This is a genomic window from Pseudidiomarina terrestris, assembly GCF_030466405.1.
GTDB classification, from domain to species: domain Bacteria; phylum Pseudomonadota; class Gammaproteobacteria; order Enterobacterales; family Alteromonadaceae; genus Pseudidiomarina; species Pseudidiomarina terrestris.
Map to the genome: position 1 here is coordinate 490829 of NZ_JAGGJF010000002.1, position 22414 is coordinate 513242.

At 49.1% G+C, this 22414-nt stretch carries 19 protein-coding genes and 1 tRNA gene; 14 read left to right on the plus strand and 6 right to left on the minus strand.

Annotated elements, in window-relative coordinates:
* Positions 1-10: 10 nt before the first annotated feature.
* Positions 11-2407, minus strand: coding sequence for a DNA translocase FtsK (locus tag J6J34_RS06655; RefSeq protein ID WP_335342632.1), 2397 nt, complete (start codon positions 2405-2407; stop codon positions 11-13).
* Between the two features lie 147 nt (positions 2408-2554).
* Positions 2555-3046: a leucine-responsive transcriptional regulator Lrp gene (gene lrp, locus J6J34_RS06665; RefSeq protein ID WP_301720346.1), complete on the minus strand. Its 492-nt coding sequence runs from the start codon at positions 3044-3046 to the stop codon at positions 2555-2557.
* A gap of 144 nt (positions 3047-3190) precedes the next feature.
* On the opposite strand from lrp, the gene ald reads away from it, so the two are divergent.
* From ald to infA, 4 genes are all read left to right on the plus strand, one after another.
* A complete protein-coding gene (gene ald, locus J6J34_RS06670; RefSeq protein WP_301720347.1) occupies positions 3191-4318 on the plus strand; it encodes an alanine dehydrogenase in 1128 nt (375 codons plus the stop codon).
* A gap of 145 nt (positions 4319-4463) precedes the next feature.
* Complete coding sequence (gene trxB / locus J6J34_RS06675) at positions 4464-5423, plus strand: thioredoxin-disulfide reductase (protein ID WP_301898685.1); 960 nt, start codon at positions 4464-4466, stop codon at positions 5421-5423.
* 14 nt (positions 5424-5437) lie between these two features.
* On the plus strand, positions 5438-6163 hold the full coding sequence (aat, locus tag J6J34_RS06680) for a leucyl/phenylalanyl-tRNA--protein transferase (RefSeq protein ID WP_301835639.1): 726 nt from the start codon (positions 5438-5440) through the stop codon (positions 6161-6163).
* A gap of 66 nt (positions 6164-6229) precedes the next feature.
* Entirely contained in the window at positions 6230-6448 is a 219-nt protein-coding gene (gene infA / locus J6J34_RS06685; protein ID WP_008489926.1) for a translation initiation factor IF-1, read from the plus strand.
* A gap of 12 nt (positions 6449-6460) precedes the next feature.
* On the opposite strand, the gene clpA is transcribed toward infA, so the two are convergent.
* Both clpA and clpS read right to left on the minus strand, forming a co-directional pair.
* Entirely contained in the window at positions 6461-8734 is a 2274-nt protein-coding gene (clpA, locus tag J6J34_RS06690; RefSeq protein ID WP_301720351.1) for an ATP-dependent Clp protease ATP-binding subunit ClpA, read from the minus strand.
* 43 nt (positions 8735-8777) lie between these two features.
* Positions 8778-9098, minus strand: coding sequence for an ATP-dependent Clp protease adapter ClpS (clpS, locus tag J6J34_RS06695; RefSeq protein WP_301720352.1), 321 nt, complete (start codon positions 9096-9098; stop codon positions 8778-8780).
* 226 nt (positions 9099-9324) lie between these two features.
* Between clpS and cspD the strand changes: the two genes are divergently transcribed.
* On the plus strand, positions 9325-9534 hold the full coding sequence (cspD, locus tag J6J34_RS06700; RefSeq protein WP_126761954.1) for a cold shock domain-containing protein CspD: 210 nt from the start codon (positions 9325-9327) through the stop codon (positions 9532-9534).
* Positions 9535-9619: 85 nt separating this feature from the next.
* Here the strand turns inward: cspD and yejK are convergent, their stop codons facing one another.
* Positions 9620-10663, minus strand: a complete 1044-nt coding sequence (gene yejK, locus J6J34_RS06705; protein ID WP_301773965.1) for a nucleoid-associated protein YejK — start codon at positions 10661-10663, stop codon at positions 9620-9622.
* Between the two features lie 72 nt (positions 10664-10735).
* Here yejK and J6J34_RS06710 point away from each other — a divergent pair, with 72 nt between their 5' ends.
* The 3 genes from J6J34_RS06710 to J6J34_RS06720 all read left to right on the plus strand — a co-directional run bounded on the left by J6J34_RS06710 (position 10736) and on the right by J6J34_RS06720 (position 12748).
* Positions 10736-10957 carry a YejL family protein gene (locus tag J6J34_RS06710; RefSeq protein WP_301720356.1) on the plus strand — a complete coding sequence of 74 codons (222 nt, stop codon included), beginning with the start codon at positions 10736-10738 and terminating at the stop codon, positions 10955-10957.
* A gap of 35 nt (positions 10958-10992) precedes the next feature.
* Positions 10993-12597 carry a DUF3413 domain-containing protein gene (locus J6J34_RS06715; RefSeq protein ID WP_301898686.1) on the plus strand — a complete coding sequence of 535 codons (1605 nt, stop codon included), beginning with the start codon at positions 10993-10995 and terminating at the stop codon, positions 12595-12597.
* 74 nt (positions 12598-12671) lie between these two features.
* Positions 12672-12748 (plus strand) — tRNA-Pro (locus tag J6J34_RS06720).
* Between the two features lie 101 nt (positions 12749-12849).
* Here J6J34_RS06720 and J6J34_RS06725 read toward each other — a convergent pair.
* Positions 12850-13383: a hypothetical protein gene (locus J6J34_RS06725; RefSeq protein WP_301898687.1), complete on the minus strand. Its 534-nt coding sequence runs from the start codon at positions 13381-13383 to the stop codon at positions 12850-12852.
* Between the two features lie 268 nt (positions 13384-13651).
* On the opposite strand from J6J34_RS06725, the gene J6J34_RS06730 reads away from it, so the two are divergent.
* Genes J6J34_RS06730 through J6J34_RS06755 form a run of 6 tightly spaced genes read left to right on the plus strand, consistent with a single transcriptional unit; the run spans position 13652 to position 22155 of the window.
* Positions 13652-15634 (plus strand): type I restriction-modification system subunit M, encoded by a 1983-nt coding sequence (locus J6J34_RS06730; protein WP_301898688.1) that lies wholly within the window; start codon positions 13652-13654, stop codon positions 15632-15634.
* Entirely contained in the window at positions 15631-17028 is a 1398-nt protein-coding gene (locus tag J6J34_RS06735; RefSeq protein ID WP_301898689.1) for a restriction endonuclease subunit S, read from the plus strand. Before J6J34_RS06730 ends, J6J34_RS06735 begins: the two co-directional genes overlap by 4 nt.
* A complete protein-coding gene (locus J6J34_RS06740) occupies positions 17021-20197 on the plus strand; it encodes a type I restriction endonuclease subunit R (protein WP_301898690.1) in 3177 nt (1058 codons plus the stop codon). Before J6J34_RS06735 ends, J6J34_RS06740 begins: the two co-directional genes overlap by 8 nt.
* Positions 20197-21327, plus strand: coding sequence for a hypothetical protein (locus J6J34_RS06745; RefSeq protein ID WP_301898691.1), 1131 nt, complete (start codon positions 20197-20199; stop codon positions 21325-21327). The genes J6J34_RS06740 and J6J34_RS06745 overlap by 1 nt, the downstream gene beginning before the upstream one ends.
* A gap of 14 nt (positions 21328-21341) precedes the next feature.
* Positions 21342-21716 carry an STAS-like domain-containing protein gene (locus J6J34_RS06750; RefSeq protein ID WP_301898692.1) on the plus strand — a complete coding sequence of 125 codons (375 nt, stop codon included), beginning with the start codon at positions 21342-21344 and terminating at the stop codon, positions 21714-21716.
* Positions 21706-22155: a hypothetical protein gene (locus J6J34_RS06755; protein ID WP_301898693.1), complete on the plus strand. Its 450-nt coding sequence runs from the start codon at positions 21706-21708 to the stop codon at positions 22153-22155. The genes J6J34_RS06750 and J6J34_RS06755 overlap by 11 nt, the downstream gene beginning before the upstream one ends.
* Positions 22156-22414: the final 259 nt, after the last annotated feature.

Below are 22414 nucleotides of genomic sequence, written 5' to 3' on the forward strand. Positions count from 1 at the left end.
TTGTTTTCCCTTAATCGCGTGGTGGCCGTGGCGCAAGTACATCGCGCTGACCATTACTTGCTGCACTACTAACGACACCGCTAACTTCCATTTGTTCAACGATGCGCGCAGCGCGATTGTAACCAATACGGAATTTTCGCTGCACACTTGAGACCGACACCCGTTGGGTCTCAGTAACAAAGGCGACCGCTTCATCATAGAGGGGATCACTTTCACCGTCGTCATCGCCCGCGCTCTCGCCGGGTAACAAAGCATCGTCACTTTGATCGCCACTGAGGATCTCTTCCAGATAGTTGGGTTTGCCGCGACGCTTCCAGTCTGCCACCACCGCATGCACTTCATGATCATCAATAAAGGCACCATGCACACGCGTCGGTACGCCGCTTCCCGGAGGCAGATAGAGCATATCACCCTGCCCTAATAACTGGTCGGCACCGGGTTGGTCCAATATGGTGCGCGAGTCAATTTTTGATTGCACCTGAAACGCGATTCGGGTCGGAATGTTTGCTTTAATCAGCCCCGTGATAACGTCAACCGACGGGCGCTGAGTAGCCAGAATTAAGTGAATCCCAGCGGCCCGCGCTTTCTGCGCGATCCGGGCAATCAGCTCTTCAACTTTTTTGCCGACAATCATCATCATGTCGGCAAACTCGTCAATCACCACCACGATGCTCGGCAGTGTTTCCAACACCGGTGGCATCTCGTCCATGGAATCGCCGGGCTTCCATAATGGATCGCGTAGCGGCTCACCCGCTGCGGCTGCATCTTCCACTTTGACGTTATAGCCTTTCAAATTACGTACGCCGAGTGCCGACATCAGTTTGTAACGGCGTTCCATTTCGCCAACACACCACCGCAAAGCGTTGGCCGCGTCTTTCATGTCGGTTACCACTTCAGTCAACAGATGCGGGATCCCTTCATACACCGAAAGTTCCAGCATTTTAGGATCAATCATAATCAGCCGTACCTGCTCGGGGGTGCTTTTATAAAGCAGGCTTAAAATCATGACATTAACGCCCACAGATTTACCCGAGCCTGTCGTTCCTGCCACCAACAGGTGGGGCATTTTCGCCAAATCCACCACCACCGGCTGACCAGCAATCCCTTTACCAAGTACCATGGTTAAAGGCGACGGGTTCTGCTGGAAGGCGTCACAGCTAATCACATCGCTGAAAAATACGGTCTCACGGCTTTTATTCGGCAGCTCCAGCCCTACATAAGACTTTCCGGGGATGACTTCGACCACGCGCACGGAGATGGCTGACAGCGAGCGGGCAATGTCTTTATCCAGGTTGGAGATTTTGGAGACCTTCACACCCGGCGCTAGATCGAGTTCGAAGCGGGTAATCACCGGGCCTGGCTGCACGTTAGCAACTTTCACCTCGACACCGAAGTCCTGCAGGACCGCCTCAACGGTCTGACTGATTTGCTCCAGTTCCTCTGGCGTTAAAGGATTGCCCGTCTTTGCTGGCTTATCCAGCAGGGCAATTGAAGGCAGCGGATCAATCGCGTCAGCGGCAGCTGAGTGTTCCTCGGCCTCATGTTCTTCTTCCACCTGCTGCCGTTCTTCGGCATTAATCTGCGCCGCTGGCTTTTCGTCGGAACGCGCGATTTTCATCGACTTCTTCTCGGCCGCGCCAAATAAGCCTAGATCTGGTTCATCATCGTCATCACTGGTTAAGGTAATATCCAGATCGAGTTCTGGTTCACGGCGCTCGAACAGCGCATCCGCCTCTTCTTCGTCAACGGTCGGGAGTGGTTTCACCTTACGGCGCTTTTTCTTACGCTCCCGGGGCTCTGAGTTTGACGAAGTACGAAACCGCTGAAGCAGCTCTTTGCTGCGCTCAACCAGCCATAACGTCCCGCGTATTGCCAGTTCACCGAGTTTGTCAGCCAGCCAAACCCAGGAAATGCCGGTCACCAGTGTCAAGCCGGTGCACAGAAAGGTCAGCAGCAGTAAGGTGGTGCCAATCAGATTAAAATAAGGCAATAACGAGCTACTAATCACGTCGCCGACAACGCCACCTGCGGAAAACGAATAAAGCTCTGAGAAATTCAGTGATGCCAGCGCGGCTGCCCCGACCAAGGTCAGAATCAAGCCAATTAAGCGTAGGCCAAGCGCCAGGTAATCGAGTTCTACCAGACGATGGGGTTGGCGGAACATCACATAACCCAGTCCAGCCAAACCAAAAGGGATCAGATAGGCAACAAAGCCAAAGGAAAACAATAACGCATCGGCGAACCAGGCACCAATGGCGCCGGCAGCATTCTCAATCGTGCCTTGATAGCCGGTTTGTGACCAACTGGGATCTGCCGGATTAAAGCTGACTAAGGCCAGAAAAAGAAATATCGCAAAGGCACCACATAAAATCAGGCCTACTTCGAGTACGCGTTGTGCACCGCTCATGATTGCGCCTGCGGTTGTTTGAGCACCACTGCCGTGTTCATCATTGTTGTTCCCTGTTAGCGTTTATTCTTATCGAAGAACCGTCGTTCTTTATTAGCTAGTGTAGCTTGTCAGCGCAAGAGATTCAGCTGTTTTACGACCTCTTTGCTAACCTTTTATCAGAACTTTATTTTCGTTTTTCACTTCTTCCATCACCACATAGGTACGGGACTCGTTCACGCCCGGCATCATCAGCAAGGTTTCACCCAGTAATTTTCGATAGGAAGGCATGTCCGGGACCCGGGCTTTAATCAGGAAATCAAAGTCCCCTGCGACCAAATGACACTCAAGAATTTCAGGTGTTTTCTGCACCGCATCACTGAATTCCGCAAACGAGTCTGACGAGGTGCGGGTTAGCGTGATTTCAACGAATACCATCAGGTTCGCGCCCAGCTTAGCTGGGTTGATGCGCGCATGGTAACCTTCAATCACACCCTCTTTTTCAAGCTTGCGAATACGCTCGCTACAAGCCGTGGGACTCAGGCCCACCCGGCGTGCTGTGGCAACGTTACTGAGGCGCCCTTCTTCCTGTAGTAGACGTAGTATTTTACGGTCAATTCTGTCAATAGTGATTTCGACGGGTTCTTCAGCTGAAAACATTATTTTTCACTATTCTTTATAGGTTTGACCATATTATAGACTGAAAACTATAGTAAAAAAAGTACGAAACAAACCACAAAGTTCGCCTATAATTGCCGCCGTAAATCCTCATGTTTCATTGACAACTTAGATGGGAAGCAGTCCATGTTAATTGGTGTACCTAAAGAGATTAAAAACCACGAATACCGTATTGGCCTCACGCCTGCAGCTGTGCGTGAATATGTAGCACACGGCCACGATGTGATGGTGGAAAATAACGGTGGTGCGGCAATTGGTTTTACCAACGAAGATTACGAGCTGGCCGGCGCGACCATCGTTTCCGACCCAGCTGAAATCTTTGCCAAAGCCGATATGATCATTAAAGTCAAAGAGCCGCAGCCGAACGAATGTATGCAACTGCGTGAAGGTCAAATCCTGTACACCTATTTGCACCTGGCACCAGATCCAACACAAACTGAGTTGTTGGCGAAATCTGGCGTGACTGCGATTGCCTATGAAACTGTAACTGACCGTAACGGCGGTCTGCCTCTGTTAGCCCCAATGAGCGAAGTTGCTGGCCGTATGTCGATTCAGGCTGGTGCGCACAACCTTGAAAAAGTAAACGGCGGTAGCGGCGTATTGCTCGGTGGCGTACCTGGTGTTGAGCCAGGTAAAGTTCTGGTCATCGGTGGTGGTGTGGTCGGTACTCAGGCAGCAAAAATGGCTGTAGGTATGGGCGCTGAAGTAACGATTCTGGATCGTTCACTCCCACGTTTGCGTCAGTTGGATGATATTTTTGCAGGTCGTGTGAAAACCATCTATTCCACTGTTGATGCCATTGATCACTTCTCACGTCAGGCTGACTTAGTGGTGGGTGCGGTGTTGATTCCAGGCGCTGCGGCACCTAAGTTGTTAACCCGTGACCACCTGAAAAACATGAAACCGGGCTCGGTTGTTGTTGATGTCGCGATTGACCAGGGTGGCTGTTTTGAAACCTCGAAAGCAACCACGCATCAGGAACCCACGTACATCGTAGATGACATCGTGCATTACTGCGTTGCGAACATGCCAGGTGGTGTGGCCCGTACTTCAACCATCGCCTTAAATAACGCAACCTTACCATTTGGTCTGGCGCTGGCGAACCACGGTTTAGCAGCGATGGAAAGCAACGAGCACCTGCGCGACGGCTTGAACATGCACAAAGGTAAAATCACCTACAAGGCTGTGCATGACGATTTAGGCGAGAAGCTTGGTCTGGAGTATCAGGACCCGTCTGACGCTATTCGCGGCTAATTCCCCCTGCCAGTAAATAGTTACACCTGTAGACCCGCACAATGTTTGCGGGTCTCTTGTTTGCGGCTGTTGTAATCCATACAATCGACCCCTATGTATGTAAGCATGTCGCGAATAAATTAAATAATAACGGAGTACATCGATTATGGCAGACGCCAAACATTGCCGCCTTCTCATTCTGGGTTCTGGTCCGGCCGGCTATACCGCAGCCGTTTATGCTGCGCGCGCAAATTTAAATCCGGTCATGGTCACCGGTATGCAGCAAGGCGGTCAGCTGACTACCACCACAGATGTGGAAAACTGGCCCGGCGACGCTGAAGGCCTGACGGGTCCGGATCTGATGGTGCGCATGCAGCAGCACGCGGAAAAGTTTAATACTGAAATCGTGTTCGATCACATCAACAAGGTTGATTTTAGCACTAAGCCGTTCCGACTCTTCGGTGACAGCAATGAGTTCACGGCTGACGCGGTCGTGATTTCAACGGGTGCCTCAGCCAAGTACCTGGGTCTGGACTCCGAAGAAGCCTTTATGGGCAAAGGGGTTTCTGCCTGTGCGACTTGTGATGGTTTTTTCTACCGCAATCAGAAGGTTTGCGTTGTCGGTGGTGGTAACACCGCGGTAGAGGAAGCGCTCTACCTGGCCAATATTGCCAGTGAAGTTCATGTTATTCATCGTCGCGAAGAGTTCCGCGCCGAAAAAATCCTGGTCGATCGACTGATGGAAAAAGCGGCCAATGGTAATGTGACCTTGCACCTAAACAAGACCCTTGATGAAGTTCTCGGCGACGACAGCGGTGTGACTGGCGTGCGCGTCAAAGATACTCAGGATGGCAGCTTGTCTGAATTGGCGGTCATGGGTTGCTTTATCGCTATCGGCCATCAGCCCAATACTGGTATTTTTGAAGGTCAGCTCGAGATGCTCGACGGCTACATTGTGGTGAGCTCAGGCCTGACCGGCAACGCCACCGCGACCAGCGTACCCGGCGTTTTTGCTGCTGGCGATGTCATGGATCATGTTTACCGTCAGGCGATTACCTCGGCCGGAACAGGCTGTATGGCTGCCCTGGATGCGGAACGTTATCTTGATGCGTTGACCAAAGCCTAGGAACTATCAGGCCGATGTTCCGCTTAGCGGAAAATGAGTTTAGCTTTCCTCGTCCGGAACTCGCTTTGCGTGAGCCAAACGGACTGCTGGCGATCGGTGGTGATCTACACCCCGATCGCCTGCTCAATGCTTACCGGCAAGGCATTTTCCCCTGGTTTGCGGACGATACTCCCCCCTTATGGTGGAGCCCTGATCCGCGTGCCGTATTTACCCCCGAGTCATTGCACCAGAGCCGCTCGATGAAGCGCTTCCGGCAACGTACCGGTTTTCATGTCAGCCTGAACCAGGACTTTGCACAGGTGATACAGGCCTGTGCTGCAAACCATGAGGCAGGTCCTGATGGCACCTGGATCACAGCTGAGCTGCAGCAGGCGTTTATTCGTTTGCATGAACTTGGCCATGCTCATTCCGTAGAGGTTTGGGCGGACGATGTTTTAGTCGGTGGCATGTACGGTATTGCCGTTGGCGATGTCTTTTGCGGAGAAAGTATGTTCCACGAGCGGAGCAATGCGTCAAAGCTAGCGCTGCTGGTATTCGCCGAACACTTTTTTGCGGCAGGCGGGCAACTGCTCGATGCGCAGGTCTCGAACCCTCATCTGAGCAGGTTAGGAATGCACGAATTACCGCGCCAACATTTCTTGCACCGACTGCGTGAAAGTCAGCAAGGAAAAGCTAAATTGACGCCCGGGTTTTGGTATTCCCGGGAGTTGCCACATAAATCAAGTGGTAATTGTTGCTGAAAACAGCTAAAATTCTGACCACTTTTTCTAGAGCATATGTTTTTAACTGAGATTTCGAGGATTTGAATGGCAAAAGAAGACAGTATTGAAATGCAAGGCACGGTTCTGGATACCCTGCCGAACACCATGTTCCGCGTTGAATTAGAAAACGGTCACGTGGTGACGGCACATATTTCCGGAAAGATGCGTAAACACTACATCCGTATTTTGACGGGTGATACAGTTACCGTGCAATTGACTCCTTACGACCTGACTAAAGGCCGCATTGTCTTCCGCGCGCGCTAAACGCAGCTGCCGCTAGCCCGTGGTTGAACCACGGGCTTCACGCTCACTCACCGCTAACTGCAAGCCGTCTTTACCGACGCTAACACGAACATTACCACCATTCGTGAGCTTGCCGAACAGGATCTCATTCGCCAGTGGCTTTTTCAGGTGTTCCTGAATCACTCGCGTCATGGGTCGTGCGCCCATAGCTTTGTCGTAACCCTTCTCTGCTAACCAGGCATAAGCCTCATCATTCAGTTCAAGACTGACCTGCTTGCGATCCAGCTGTGCCTGCAGTTCGGTGACAAACTTATCCACCACCTGGGCGATCACTTCCGGACTTAGATGGTTAAACCAAACGATACCGTCGAGACGGTTACGGAACTCCGGACTAAAGGTCCGGTTAATTTCGAGCATCGCGTCCGGAGCATGATCCTGCTGTTTAAAGCCGATCGACTGGCGTACGGTTTCCTGCACTCCGGCATTGGTGGTCATCACCAGGATAACGTTACGGAAATCAGCTTTGCGTCCGTTGTTATCGGTTAAAGTGCCGTGATCCATCACTTGCAGCAAGATGTTATAAATATCGCTGTGAGCTTTCTCTATCTCATCCAGTAAGACCACTGAATGCGGATGCTTGATGACCGCTTCAGTTAACAGACCGCCCTGCTCGTAGCCTACATAACCCGGTGGCGCACCAATCAAACGGCTCACCGCATGGCGCTCCATGTATTCGGACATATCGAAACGTTGGAACTCAATACCAAGAGCATTTGCCAGTTGTTGCGTGATCTCTGTTTTACCTACCCCGGTGGGGCCGGCAAACAGGAAAGAACCGATTGGCTTGTGCTCTTCGCCCAGCCCGGAACGCGATAAGCGAATCGCGGCGGTTAACTGATCGATGGCTTGGTCCTGACCAAAGACCACCAGTTTCAGGTTGCGATCCAGTTGCTTCAGCACCTGCTGATCCGAGCGCGAAACACTTTGCTCCGGAATGCGCGCGATTTTTGCAATGATTTGCTCAATATCGCCAACACCCACAGTCTTCTTGCGGCGTGATGGTGCCAACAAGCGCTGGCTTGCGCCTGCTTCGTCAATAACATCTATCGCTTTGTCTGGCAGATGACGTTCGTTGATATAGCGGGCCGACAGCTCTGCCGCGGCGCGGATTGCGTTTTGGGTGTAACGAATGCCGTGGTGGCCTTCGTAACGTTCTTTCAATCCCATTAATATTTTGGTGGTGTCATCCACTGAAGGCTCAGTGACATCGATCTTCTGGAAACGCCGCACCAACGCACGATCTTTCTCGAAAATATTCTTAAACTCACTGTAGGTTGTGGAGCCAATGCACTTCAGTTCGCCACTGCTTAACAATGGTTTCAGCAGGTTTGACGCATCCAGCACCCCGCCACTGGCTGCGCCCGCACCGACGATGGTATGGATTTCATCGATAAATAAAATGGCGTTGTCGTGTGCCTGCACTTCTTTGAGCAAAGCTTTGAAACGCTTTTCAAAGTCACCACGGTATTTGGTGCCGGCCAGCAAGCCGCCCATATCCAACGAGTACAGAGTGGCGTCGTTCATAATTTCAGGCACTTCGCCCTGCACAATACGATAGGCCAGACCTTCGGCGATGGCGGTTTTACCGACACCAGCCTCGCCCACCAGCAAGGGGTTGTTTTTACGACGGCGGCACAACACCTGCACACAACGTTCCAGCTCACCGTCACGCCCAATCAGGGGATCAATAAGACCGAGCCGTGCCCGAGCATTCAAATTGGTACAGAAGCGCTTCAGATAGCTCTGCTGTTCGTCTGCGGCGGCATCCTGCTGTTCATTGTCCTCGCCTTCTGGACGAATAACAGGATCATCGACCTGAGACAATCCGTGAGACAGGAAATGCACCACATCGAGGCGGGTAATATCGTGTTTGTTCAGCAAAAATACCGCGTGCGATTCCTGCTCACTAAAAATCGCCACCAGCACATTAGCACCGGTCACCTCACTGTTGCCGGAAGACTGCACATGGAAAACCGCACGTTGCAACACACGCTGGAAGCCCAGTGTCGGTTGCGTATCGCTCTCCGACGTTTCCGTATCAAAGGTCGGGGTACTGCGATCAATGTAAGATAAAAGCTCTTGTTTTAGCTTGGTAAACTCTAAGCCACAGGCACGCAAAGCCTTGGAAGCCTCAGGATTATCTAAAAGCGCCAACAACAGATGTTCAACCGTCATCAACTCATGACGACGATCCCGGGCGATGCGAAACGCATCGTTTAAGCTTATTTCTAAGGCTTTATTTAGCATCTAAGCACTCCTCAACTACGCCAGACGACTACGCTTCAGGCCCTTAGGCTTTTTCCATGGTGCACAGCAACGGATGCTCATGCTCACGGGCGTACTGGTTCACTTGCACTACTTTGGTCTCTGCGATTTCTGCAGAATAGACCCCGCATACCGCTTGGCCTTTATAATGGATGGTCAACATGGTGTCCGTAGCACGCTCCTGATCCATCCGAAAAAATTTGATGAGCACCTCAATCACAAAATCCATCGGGGTGTAATCATCGTTATTGAGGACGACCTTGTACATGGGCGGTGGCTGCAGCTTTTGTTTTTCGCTTTCGCGATGATGCACTGTGCCTTGCTGATGTTGGTCCATACTGCTCATAACGTCTCTTACCTATATATAGCCATAAAACCTGGATTTCGCTCACCCATAACTGAAATTAACAGTTTGGTCGTACATTAAATAATCAAATTGGGGCTTGACTCTGCACAGAACTCACCTAGAGTAAAACATGGCGTTAACAATTGACTTTTTCAATGGGGTCTCTGGGTTAATGACCATTCTAACAATAACTAAATAGTAAATGCAGAATAAAGGAAGTAGAAGTATGGCAACCGGTAAAGTGAAATGGTTCAATAATTCGAAAGGTTTTGGATTTATTGAAGCCGAAGACCGTGAAGGAGATATCTTCGCGCATTACTCAACGATTGAAATGGAAGGTTATCGTACCTTAAAAGCAGGACAAGACGTCGAGTTCCAACTTGAAGAAGGCCCTAAAGGTCTTCACGCCACGAACATCACGCCAGTGCAAAAATAATATCTTGCAACTGCTCGTTGCAAAAACGCCAGCAATCGCTGGCGTTTTTTATGTCTGGCTCGATACCTTTGCTGTCAGGCTTTGCTTAACTGTCGATACCAAAGTAGCGCCGCAGCTGATCACGCAGGTTCGGGGGCGTACCATGAATGGTGAGCTTGTCCGTATGCGGATCGTATTCGACACGTTCGCTTAAAAGCTCCTGATCAAAGGCCACACTCAAGCCGCCGCCCTGTCCCTGAAATTTCACTAACTTGCGTAAAGTGGTGCGATCAGTAGGAAATTCATCCACCAACGCGCGTTCCTGCTGGCTTTGGTTGAAGTCAGCGAAACTACGTTCGCGCGGCATGGCCTCATGCAACTGCTCTGACAGATCTTTTACTTTTACCGGCTCGCCTTGCTGCCACTGGTTGTCACAGATCTCGTACACGGATTTGCGCAGTTGTCTTGCTTCATCCGCCTGTAGTTGTTCTTCCTGGGCGTAACGCGATACGGTTTCAATGAGTTGCTGCGATTGTTTCTTTGGGTTCAAGCCCTCAGCACAGCCTAAAAAGTCCAGGAAGAAATCAGAAACTTTACGCCCTGCACGACCTTTGATAAACGAGATATAAGTCGTCGAGTCCGGCTCCTCCTGCCATTCCCGTAAATTAATCGAAGCGGCCAGCTGCACCTTGCTTATTGCGAGCTGCGATGAGCGATCCACACTTAGATCAGGAGCGATGGTGACACCGTCCTGGCTGGGCAGAAACGCCACGACCAGAAAGTCCTGCCCGCGTTCTGCATAGGTCGCAATCAACAAAAATCCAGGCTCAAGAATGCCGTAATGCTGCAGCTGCTGATGCAGGAGTTTTGCCGCCTGCTGAGAGAATTCAACAAATTCTAATTCGTGCTTGCGCCATTGCGCCAACAACTCTGGGAAATCGCTCTTAAGAGTGGTTTCCTGCTCATCATCAGCGTTCAGAAATCGTGCGTAGCCCTTACTGGGTTTGGCCTGATAAACCTCGGTGAGTTCGTCCAGAAGCAGGCTGACCTCGTCATTGATAGCCAATGTCGATGGCGCGACCCGTAAGCCAATCTGGCCGTCATTGGTGTAAAACTGGTGAATAATACTGTGTTGAACATCTGCTTGCATGGCTCTACTACTGTCCTTCTGCAATCCCTGTGATAAGATTGCCGGCATTCTAACATGAGAGGAAAATTTTCGATGCCAATCGTTTCAAAATATGCCGTCGAACAACAAGAGAAACTTCTTAATGACGTTCTTGAAACTTTGCAAGCGGAAGAAACACCGGTCGATCTGGCGCTGATGACGCTCGGCAACGCCGTCACTCATATCATTGCCGAACACTATTCGCCGCAGCAAGCACAGCAAGTCGCTGAACAATTTGGTAAAGTGCTGCTACAATCCTTAGGAAAAACAGCATAAGCTAGCGAATTCTTGGGCAAACACGCAGGGCAACTATGAGACAGCGCAGACAGCGTCGCGATAAAATAGCTCGATTGATCAGTTGGGGACATTGGTTCACCTTCTTCAATATTTTACTCGCCCTTGCAATAGGTACCCTGTATATCGAAGCCGCCGCGACGCCATCGACCTTTTTAGGTGGCATCTATATGGTGCTGAGCTGGCTCGGACATTTTGCCTTCTTGCCATTCATTGTCTTTATCTTGCTGGTCTTCCCGTTCTGTCTAATTATTCCCTATTCCAAAGTACTCCGTGGCATCGCAACGCTCGTCGCATCCTTTGGCCTGATTGCTCTGGTTGCCGATGCGCTGTTCTTCCGCCAGTACGGTTACCATCTCAACACCTATTCACTGTCACAACTGGCCGTCGATGCTGAAGCAGCGTTTGCCGGCGCCAGCTTTGTACTGCTACTGAGCATGCTGCTGGTGTTTGTCGTGTTACTGGTGTTTGAGTTGGCCCTGGCCAATATTGCCTGGAAACGTCTGGACCGGCTGCGCGCACGACATTGGGGTGCGTCGTTCAGCGCCGTTTTTGTACTTTGCTTTTTTACCAGTCATAGCCTGCACATCTGGGCTGATGCTGTGTTTTACACGCCTATTACTGCGCAGGATGACCTGTTTCCGGTCTCTTACCCTACCACCGCCCGTACTTTAATGAGTAAACAGGGCTGGTTGGTTGAAGAACGGATTCAGGCAACGGATCGCCTGCTGCGTGAAACCAATGCGATTCAACTGAACTACCCTACCCGCGAGCTGATGTGCGCACGGCAACCTGAACAGCGGAACACTCTGGTGGTGGTCTTCAATCATCTGACTCTGGCGCAGCAGCAACTGCTCGAGCAGGAGTTGCCGCAGTTACAGGAGTACGGCAGTACCGTGCTGGGTCAAACGAGTACCCAGGCGGGCTTATTCGAGCTTATCTATGGCCTTGCAGACATCTACGCGCCACCTGTATATGCAGCCAAAAAGCAGCCGGCGTACTGGCAGCAACTAACCGATTATCAGGTGAAGTTTGAAATTCAGGGAGATGCTGCTGCGTTTGCTCTGCCCGATTTTCTCAACCCCAGCGAAGCCAGTGGCTATCGCACTCGTATTGATGTGGTCTTAAGTACCGCTGTCGATACTGCCCTGCTTGAGCGTGTGCAACTTGCCCTGGCCGATGGGCACCACGTTGTCATTACCGGATTAACGCCGAACCAAGCCGTCAACCATGATGCTGAACCCTATGCCATGTCTCGCCTGCAGGTACCGCTTTATCACTCACCATCGTTAACTCTGCAACCGCAGGACGTGGTGATTCTGACTGATCTGATGCCGACTCTGGTCAATGGCTATATCAATTGCTCAGAAGGTGTACGGGCTTACGCAACGGGCAGAGATATTTCAACTACAGGTGCGCGGGAGTTCCCGGTCATGACCAGTTTCGGCCGTGATTTGGTGATTTATGATCGTGAGGTGACCTCAATCATCAACGGTAACGGCAGCATGCGTTCATTCGACAATGAGACCTTTGAGACCCGTCCGAATGTATCGCCGGCAACACCCGTACTGGTAGATGGCCTGAGACATCTGCAACGCTTCAGTGCTAAATCTGATGAATAAATAGGCAGTCGGTCAAGCTTCTCCGTCGCAGTACTTGAGTAATTGCTAAAAACCAGTAATATAACGCCCTCGGTCGGCGTGTAGCGCAGCTTGGTAGCGCACTGTCATGGGGTGTCAGGGGTCGGAGGTTCAAATCCTCTCACGCCGACCAATTTTAAAGGCTTGTAGCCTACCTTCCTTTCTTGTAATTCTTCAATTTTAAAATTTGGGGCCGATTTGGGGCCAGCATAGCCACCTGCTAACATTTATGACCTAAAGAGCCAGGCGACTTTTCCCAACCTCTAGGAGCTTTACATAGGTGTTGTGGCACCGACGGGCTTTATCATTCAGACATAATACGGTCTCTTGTGAGGATTCACTTAAGTCACCGAATTCATTGACCTGTTCGCTAGCTGTTACGCAGCTCATAAGCCCAGTTTTTTGGTAGGCTCCTCTACAGTTCTCGTTGATCGCATGCAGAAACTCATCGAGTTCGTTTAGTAACTCACTTTTTAAGCTTTCGAGCTCTGGGTCGTGAAAACTGGATCTCGTCGATTTTAAGAACATCTGGGCGTCATCTAGCTGCATGACCGCCCGATCGTAAAAATCGTTAGCAAAGTTGTGTTCTTTCAGCAAAACAACTCCAGAGCTCCCCTCCTTCAGCTTGGCTTCGAGTTCCTGGTACAATTTAATATCGCTTTTACGTTTTTCCTCACCATGCTTTTCTAATCTATCAATACGCGCTTGATCCCGTCTGGAGACAAACCCAAATACCCCTTTGCAAAACTCGGTCAACCAATCAAACACTTTTTTCCCTCCCTGACTTTAGTGAATTTTATTCTCAATCAACCGAAACTACCCTTAAGGCCCGGGGGGGTCAAATACCCCGGGGTATGGCATAAAAAAGTTTCTCCGCATGATGTATATATCTAGCGTAGATATTTTTATGAGATTTCATTTTTTGTACGACATGAACCGTCGCGCCGTAGGTTTAGTCTCACAGCTAATGACATTAAGATTAAGCGTGGCATAATGAACTGAATTAGGGAAAACAAAATATTAACAGGGCTCCGAAATGAACACTGAAAGCTACTCTCAAACCGCTTCTTTTATCTGGTCAGTGGCGGATCTGCTGCGAGGGAATTTCCGACAGTCCCAGTATGGACGGGTGATACTACCTTTCACCCTTTTACGCCGTTTGGAGTGTGTATTAACACCAAACAAGCAAAAGGTATTAGAGGCAGCAAAACAATATCAGAGTAAGAACGATGCAGCTCGAGAGCTGCTTCTGTTAAAAGAGTCTGGTCACCAATTTTTTAATGCCTCGCCTTTATCCCTGGCAACTTTATCGGATACTCAGACGGTCGAAGATTTAATATCTTACGTGCAATCGTTCAGTAAATCCGCCCGTGAAATATTCGAGTACTTTAACTTCGAAGAGTTTGTGCTGAAACTTGCCGAAGCCGACCTTCTCTACCAGGTCACTCAATTATTCGGATCCAAGATCGACCTATCGACCGATAACATTTCTAACTATGGTATGGGAATAATATTCGAAGAACTGATCCGAAAATTCGCTGAGAGTTCCAACGATACGGCCGGTGAGCACTTTACCCCGCGTGATTGCGTCCATGCCGCTACCTCGTTATTGATGACCGGTCAGGAAGAAGTGTTATCGCCCAACAGTATCATTACCATTTACGACCCAACAGCGGGCACCGGCGGTTTCCTGTCGGAATCCGAAGAGTACATTCAGTCCATCAGTGACAAAGTTACCGTTAGTCTGTTTGGGCAGGAGCTTAACCCTGAGTCCTACGCCATCTGTATGGCCGACATGATGATCAAAGGCCAGCAGGTAGAAAACATCAAACTCGGCAACACCTTATCGAACGATCAGCTGGCGCATGAAAAATTCAAATACATGCTGGCAAACCCGCCTTTTGGAGTCGATTGGAAAGCCTCGCAGCGCGTTGTAAACGACGAGCACAAGGTAAAAGGCTTCGATGGTCGCTTCGGGCCCGGCTTACCACGGGTATCAGACGGCTCATTGCTATTTTTACTTCACTTAGTAAGCAAAATGCGTGATCCACGTGAAGGCGGCTCTCGCATCGGTATCGTCTTAAACGGCAGCCCACTGTTTACCGGCTCTGCGGGCAGTGGTGAATCTGAGATCCGCCGTTACCTATTGCAAAACGATTTGGTCGAAGCCATTGTCGCTCTGCCCACCGATATGTTCTTTAACACCGGTATCAGTACCTATATCTGGATCTTATCCAACGCCAAAAAGCCGGAACGTAAAGGCAAACTGCAACTGATTGACGGCAGTGATGATTACGAAAAAATGCGTAAATCGCTCGGTAGCAAGCGTAAATATCTCACCGATGACAATATTAAGGACTTAGTGCGTTTATACGGCGCCATGGAAGAAACCAAAAACAGCAAAGTGTTCCCCAACGAAGCCTTCGGCTATCGTCGCATCACTATTGAGCGCCCGTTACGGCTTAACTTCCAGGCCAATGACGAACGTGTCGTACGGTTAGATGACGAAACGGCACTGCAAAAGCTTAAAACCGACGATTTTGACCAAATGAAACAGGCCATTCAGCGCATCGATGCTGATACACTATTCACGAATCGCGATGACTTTAACAAAGCGCTGAACGCCCAACTCAAAGCAAACGACATAAAACTAACCGCCGCACAATTTAAAGCTGTGCTCAATGCTTTAAGCGAGCGCGACAGCGATGCTGATGTTTGTACCGACAAGAAAGGCAACGCAGAGGCAGACTCCGGCTTACGTGATTACGAAAACGTTCCGCTGACTGAGAACATTTACGAATACTTTGAGCGTGAAGTCAAACCACACGTGCCAGATGCCTGGATAGACGAAAGCAAGTGCGACCAGCAAGACGGCGAAGTCGGTATCGTGGGCTTTGAAATTCCGTTCAACCGGCACTTTTACGTATTCGAGCCCCCTCGCCCACTCGAAGAAATCGACACAGATCTCAAACAATGCACGGATAAAATCAAGCAGATGATTGAGGAGCTGTCGGCGTGAAATTACCTTCCTATGAAGAGTATTCTGCAACTGGCAGTTGGCTTGGTGAGATACCTACCCATTGGTTTAACTCGAAACTAAAGTATATTGCCGGATTTACGACCGGATTAACTCCCCCTACTTCAGACTCCTCAAATTACGATAGTAAAGAGAAGCCTTGGTTTCGACCCGAAGACTTGTCTGAAAAAGGCTCTTTGGAAATCAATGCGTCAAAAAAAATTAGCGCTAGTGCATGGAAAAAATTAAGACAGATACCCGTTGGCTCAACGTTGCTCTGCTGTATAGGTAGTATAGGAAAACTTGGTTATTTGATGAGAGCGGCAACTTCGAATCAACAAATCACCGCGGTGACTCCAAAATTTGACATAGTGAACCCTAAATTAATTTTTTGGATACTCGCTGCATCCCAACGGGAGTTAAAATCCTTATCTATGGGGAATGTCGTAAAAATTCTTAACTCTGACCGCCTCGGAGAGCTAAGGGTTCCACTTCCACCAAATAATGAGCAACAAAAAATAGCCCAGTTCCTCGACTACGAAACGGCCAAAATCGATGCGTTGATTGACGAGCAAAAGCGGTTGATTGAATTGCTCAAAGAAAAACGCCAGGCAGTTATCAGTCACGCGGTTACCAAAGGGCTTAACCCAGACGCACCGATGAAAGACTCTGGTGTTGAATGGCTTGGCCAAATCCCTGAACATTGGGAAACCACTCCAATCAAACATGTAACAAAAACTTTTGAACAAGGCTGGAGTCCTCAGTGCTTTAATGAGCCCGTATCCAACGAAAGTGAGCTTGGTGTTCTAAAAGTAGGATGCGTTAAACAAGGAAGATTCGATTACTCAGAAAACAAACGTCTTCCGCCTGAACTTAAATTTAAAAGTGAGCTTGCCGTCAAAGCAGGAGATCTTTTGATATCGAGAGCCAATACACGCGAGTTAGTAGGCAGCGCTGGTGTTCCGACAGTGAACCACGACAATTTGATGATTAGCGATAAGCTTTTTAGGTTGAAGCTAACCGGTCAAGCAATATCAAGATTTGTATGTTTTTTTCTAACGACAAAAGCGGCGCGAAAGCAAATTGAGCTAGCAGCAACTGGGGCAAGCGACTCAATGCTAAACATTGGTCAAGGAACAATCAGAGAAATGCCATTCCCTTGCCCTCCTGTTGAGGAGCAGCGTCAAATCGTAGATTACGTCGTTCGTGTAAATTGGCGACTTCTTGAGCTAGCGGGGGAAGCTCTCAAACTTGTCAATACACTCAAAGAACGCCGCTCCGCCCTAATCTCAGCTGCGGTTACCGGCAAAATTGATGTGCGTGACTGGCAACCGCCTGCAGGTTCCGATACAGTGGATTCAAACACGTCAATGCAAACGGAGAGGCATTATGGCTGACAGCAAAGAGCGTCAGTTTCAGACGGACATACTGAATAGCCTGAAAAAAGACGGCTGGTTAATTGGCTCCGCAGCCAAATACGATAAAGCCAACGCGGTGTATACCGAAGACTTAATTGGTTTCGTGAAAGACGCCTACCCCGACCGTTGGGAGCGCTTTTGTAAGTCTAACCCCGGTGACCCTGAAAAACTTTTAGTTCACGCCGCCGTTAAAGGCATGACCCGCGACGGCGCACTTCATGTCTTGCGTCACGGCTTTAAAGCCATTGGCGGCACCATCAAAGTCTGCGCCTTTCACCCCGACCATGGCATGAACCCCGATACCGAGCGCCGCTATCAGGCCAACCGTTTGCGCGTCGTTGAGGAAGTCTCCTACTCGCCCCATGCGCGTGAAGGCGACTATAACCCACGCATTGACCTGGTGTTTTTTGTGAACGGCATTCCAACCGCGACCATGGAGCTTAAAAGCGAGTTTAAACAAACCGTTGAACACGCCAAACGCCAATACAAGTTCGACCGTCCGGTAAAGGACCCCGTAACCCGCAAACCAGAGCCGCTATTAACGTTTAAGCGCGGTGCACTGGTGCATTTTGCGGTCAGTCAGGACGAAGTGGCCATGACCACCAAGTTAGCCGGTAAGGACACCTTCTTTCTGCCGTTTAATATGGGCACCCACGTAGGCGGCGCCGGTAACCCGCAAGCCGCCTCTGAGAGCAGCTACGCCACCAGTTACCTATGGGAGCGGTTGTTTAACAAAGACGCCTGGCTGAAAGTCATTGGCCGCTTTATGCACCTCGAAGTTGAAGAGAAAGAAAACTTCGACGGACGCTCACAGAAAAAAGAGACGCTGATATTTCCCCGCTACCATCAGTGGGACGTAGTGAACCAGCTTATCGATACCACACGCCGTGAAGGTCCCGGCAGTAAGTACCTTATCCAACACAGTGCTGGCTCGGGTAAGTCCAATTCAATTGCCTGGACAGCGCATCAATTATCCTCACTGTATGCCGACGACGGCTCAAAGTTGTTTAATTCCATTGTGGTGGTCACCGACCGCACCGTACTCGACTCGCAACTGCAAAACACCATCCGCCAGTTTGAACACGCCGACGGTGTGGTGCGGGCTATTACCCGCGATGTTGGCAATAAAAGCAAGTCTGAGCAGTTGGCCGAAGCGCTACAGGAGCAGGTGCGGATTATCGTTGTGACCATCCAGACCTTCCCGGCGTTGTACGATGCCATTGATAAGTACCCTGCTTTGCAAGCCGGTAATTACGCGATCATTGCGGACGAAGCCCATTCGTCACAAACCGGTGCATCTGCGAGTAAATTAAAAGCCTTGTTGGGTGCTGACCGCCCCGAAGGCGATGATGTCAGCGCTGAAGAGCTGTTAGACGCCGCCGTGCAGGCGCGGATGCCGAACGAGCGCATCAGTTACTACGCATTTACCGCGACACCAAAAGGTAAAACGCTCGAACTGTTCGGTCGCCCGGACGACCCGCATTCGCCCATTAGCGACGACAACAAGCCCAAGCCGTTTCATGTGTATTCTATGCGTCAGGCCATTGAAGAAGGCTTTATTCTCGACGTACTGAAAAACTACACCACTTACGCTACCGCCTGGAAGATTGCTCATCCCGAGGGTGAGGACAAAGAAGTCGACAGTAAAAAAGCACGCATTAAGCTTGCTAAGTGGGTTCGCTTGCACCCTTACAACATTAACCAGCGCGTTGAAATCATCGTTGAGCATTTTCGGGAAAACGTCCGTCATTTGCTAAACGGTCAGGCTAAAGCCATGGTGGTTACCGCCAGCCGTCAGGAAGCGGTGCGTTATCAGTTGGCAATGACCAGTTACATTGTCGATAAAGGCTACCAGGACGTACATGCGCTGGTGGCTTTCTCCGGTGAGGTTCCCGCGGATGATTACATTACTGAGAGCGTGACCGAGTACGACAAAAAATTAAACCCGGGTTTGAACGGCCGTAAGCACGATAAAGCGCTCGACTCCGACGACTTTAACGTGATGATTGTGGCCAATAAGTACCAGACCGGTTTTGACCAACCTAAACTGTGCGCGATGTACGTTGATAAGAAGCTACAAGGCGTTGAATGTGTGCAAACCCTGTCGCGTTTAAACCGTACCTTCCCGGGTAAAGACCAGACCTTTATTCTGGACTTCTTTAACAGCGAAGAAGACATTCTGGAGTCGTTTAAGCCCTACTACACCACGGCAGAGCTTGAGTCGGTTACCGACCCGCACATTCTGTTCGACATTATGAGCAAGCTTGATGAAGAGCACATTTACGAATGGTCGGAAGTTGAGAAGTTTGCAGAGGCATTTTACGACCCGAAAGCGCCGGCTGCAAAGTTAGGTTATTACTGCAAACCTGCCAAAGAGCGGTTTATGGCAAGGTATAACCACGCCGTTGATACGTTAAAGCAAGCCAAAGATATGCTGAACCAGGCTCGTATTTCGGGTGATAAGGTCAGCATTAATAAAGCCGAGGACTCGGTTAAAGCCGCCGGTGAGATGGTCGACCAACTCGACCTCTTCAAGAAGAACCTGAACAGCTACGTGCGGATGTATGAGTTTCTATCACAGATAACGCCATACAACGATCACGAGCTCGAGTCGCTGTGCGTGTACGCAAAGCACCTGCTGCCATTGCTGCGTGTAGAGCGTCTCGACGACGAAGACGACGTTGACCTGTCAGGCTTAACTCTGACCCACTACCGCACCACTAAAAAGGCTGAGAAACAACTGAAGCTCGGTGAAGAAGACGTTGGCTACCTAAGCTCGGTGAAAGCTGTCGGCAGCGGTAAGCCCCACGACCCAGAAAAGAAAAAGCTTCAGGAAATCATCGAAGCGTTGAATGACTTATTTGGCGCGGAAGTTGGCGATGAGCACAAACTTCGCTACGCCGAGGGCATCGCAGGACGCTTGCGTGAAGACGACGAAGTCATGGCCCAGGTCAACAAACACTCCGAAAGTGAAGTCATGCATGGGCTACTGCCACAGCGTCTATTAGACCGAGTTGTTGATTCGATGGATGACCATGAGAAGCTGTCGATGGAAGTGCTGGAGAACCCAACTGTTAGAGATGGCTTTGCTAGGCTGATTCTACGACTACTTTTGAACCGAGATACCCAAAATAACGAGAGCTTTTGATGAAGAAGCCTAGCAGAAAGCACCGCAGGTATGTCGTCAGGCTAAACATACGTCTTCGCCACTCCAATACCCTGAATAGAAGAAGCTATTCACGAGACATCTACTCGCCTAAATCAAGATCGGCGAAAAAGCAATTGCTTCGTAAAATTGAAGAGTATCGAGCACTTAAGGTTGAGGTAGTCCAATTAAGCAAAAGAACGCTCGAAATTTGGTTGCCAGAGACGATGAATTTTTCATATCAATATGAAATTACTACGGCTTATATAAAGGCTATTCGCTATTTTGTCGAGCGTACACGCGAGAGGGATTGCAAGGTTTCGTTAAGAAGCATACGATTTGATCGTTTAAGAAAAGTATCAAGTTCTGCAGCTCTGGTTTTAACATCAGAAATTTCACGCTGGGACGATAAAGTAAGCAACACACTATCTCCCGACTTGTCTAAATGGTCTCCTGAGATTATTGAGCAGTTTCAAGAGCTAGGGTATTTTGACTTATTTTCTCAGTCACCAAACCTTCCCAAGCATGAAAAACTTTCCTCGATTAAGCTACTTCCCTATATCAAAGGAACATGTGGCGACCATGCAAAATCAAGGATATTAAAAGCAGGAATTCAAAGCCTACTTGGCAAGGGAGTTCAAAAGTGGGCATTTCTTCACAGTGGATTAGGTGAGGCTATCACAAACGTTTCTCACCATGCGTATCCGTTACCACAATATGACAATGAACCGAAAAACTGGTACCTGACTGCGTCATTCGACGAAGGTAAAAGAGAACTCAAAATTTCGTTTTATGATCAGGGGATAGGAATTCCGAACACACTGCCTTCATCTACAATGGGTGAATATGTTCAAAAATATCTTAGAAGGCTAAAGCTCGGTAGGCACGATGCAATAATGATTCGAGCTGCGCTTGCATATGGGAGGACTCGTACCCATGAAGAGGATAGAGGCAAGGGACTACAGGATATGTTAAACTTTATCCGCCAAGTTGGTAGCGGTTATTTGTCGATTATCAGCGCTAAAGGCCTTTGTAAAGTTGATATTAAAGAAATGAAAGAGTCCGTAAAGACCCATCGATTTGACAATGCATTGCCCGGCACGTTGATAATTTGGAGCGTAGCCATCCCTTAACGGCAGGAAACATCATGAAGTACAATGTAGGTATAGAATTTTCTCCGGACCCCGCGGGTCGCTTCTACACGGATGGAGATGCGAGCGGCGAAAAGTTCCGTGAAGAGGTATTAAAAGGCAAAATCAGCAGTATTAATGCTGGCGAAAAGCTTACCATTATACTTGATGACGGCGTCGAGAGTTACGGTTCATCCTTTTTGTCTGAAGCCTTCGGGGGACTTGTTAAATACGGTTATTTTGAACCTAAATTTTTACTCGATACGCTTCGGTTTGAATATTCCGATCCTGAATTCAAATTCTTCGAGGACAGAATAAAGGAATACATAAGTGATTCATCCTTTGCGTCTAAGGAGTACATTTCGACGAAGGAGTCAGGTAGTGACAATTGAGTGGGTACTTTTGGGGGCGATTGTTGGTGCTTTTTCTGCCTTTGTTTTTAACTTACTTCTTTGGTTCATATCTCGGAAAGCGGCAAAAAAAGACGCTACTCAACAAATTCTGTTAGAAACCCTAGAGCCAGCGTTGGAAGAAGCTATTGAGTACTGGTCGGGTAGCTTTTCTGGGAACCAAGCGAAAAAATTATTAAGCGAGGCGAAATTGAAGCTTTTGGTTAAAGCTCAAACAACCTTGATCGATAATTTCACTAATTCCTTTTCCAAAAAATTGTTAACTTCCAACAAGGTAACTCTCGAAAATTTTAAAAGTGAAGCATTTGAGCTCGTAACAGGAGGGTCCTTTGAAAGCATAAACTGCAAAGACCTAAAGCGATGCAAACGAATAGCTGTCACTTACACCAAAGTGATTTTGATTATCAAACGTTGCTCTTGATCTGAGTCTTGACAACACCTGCGCTCTTGGTGCGACCCCGATGTAGATTGTCGAGCAGTTAGTTTATATCGAAATTTCAAAGCCTCTAGCGGTGAGGCTGATAAGTCTAGACGCTATGCAAGACAAAACGCCGACTGAGCACAGCCCTCTCCAATATTTAGAAGCGGTCTTTCTTGTAAAACGTCAAGTTCATTTTCTTTTATTGTTCGCAGTATATAAGTGTGCTGAATATAACCGACATATTGTCGATTTGAAAAAC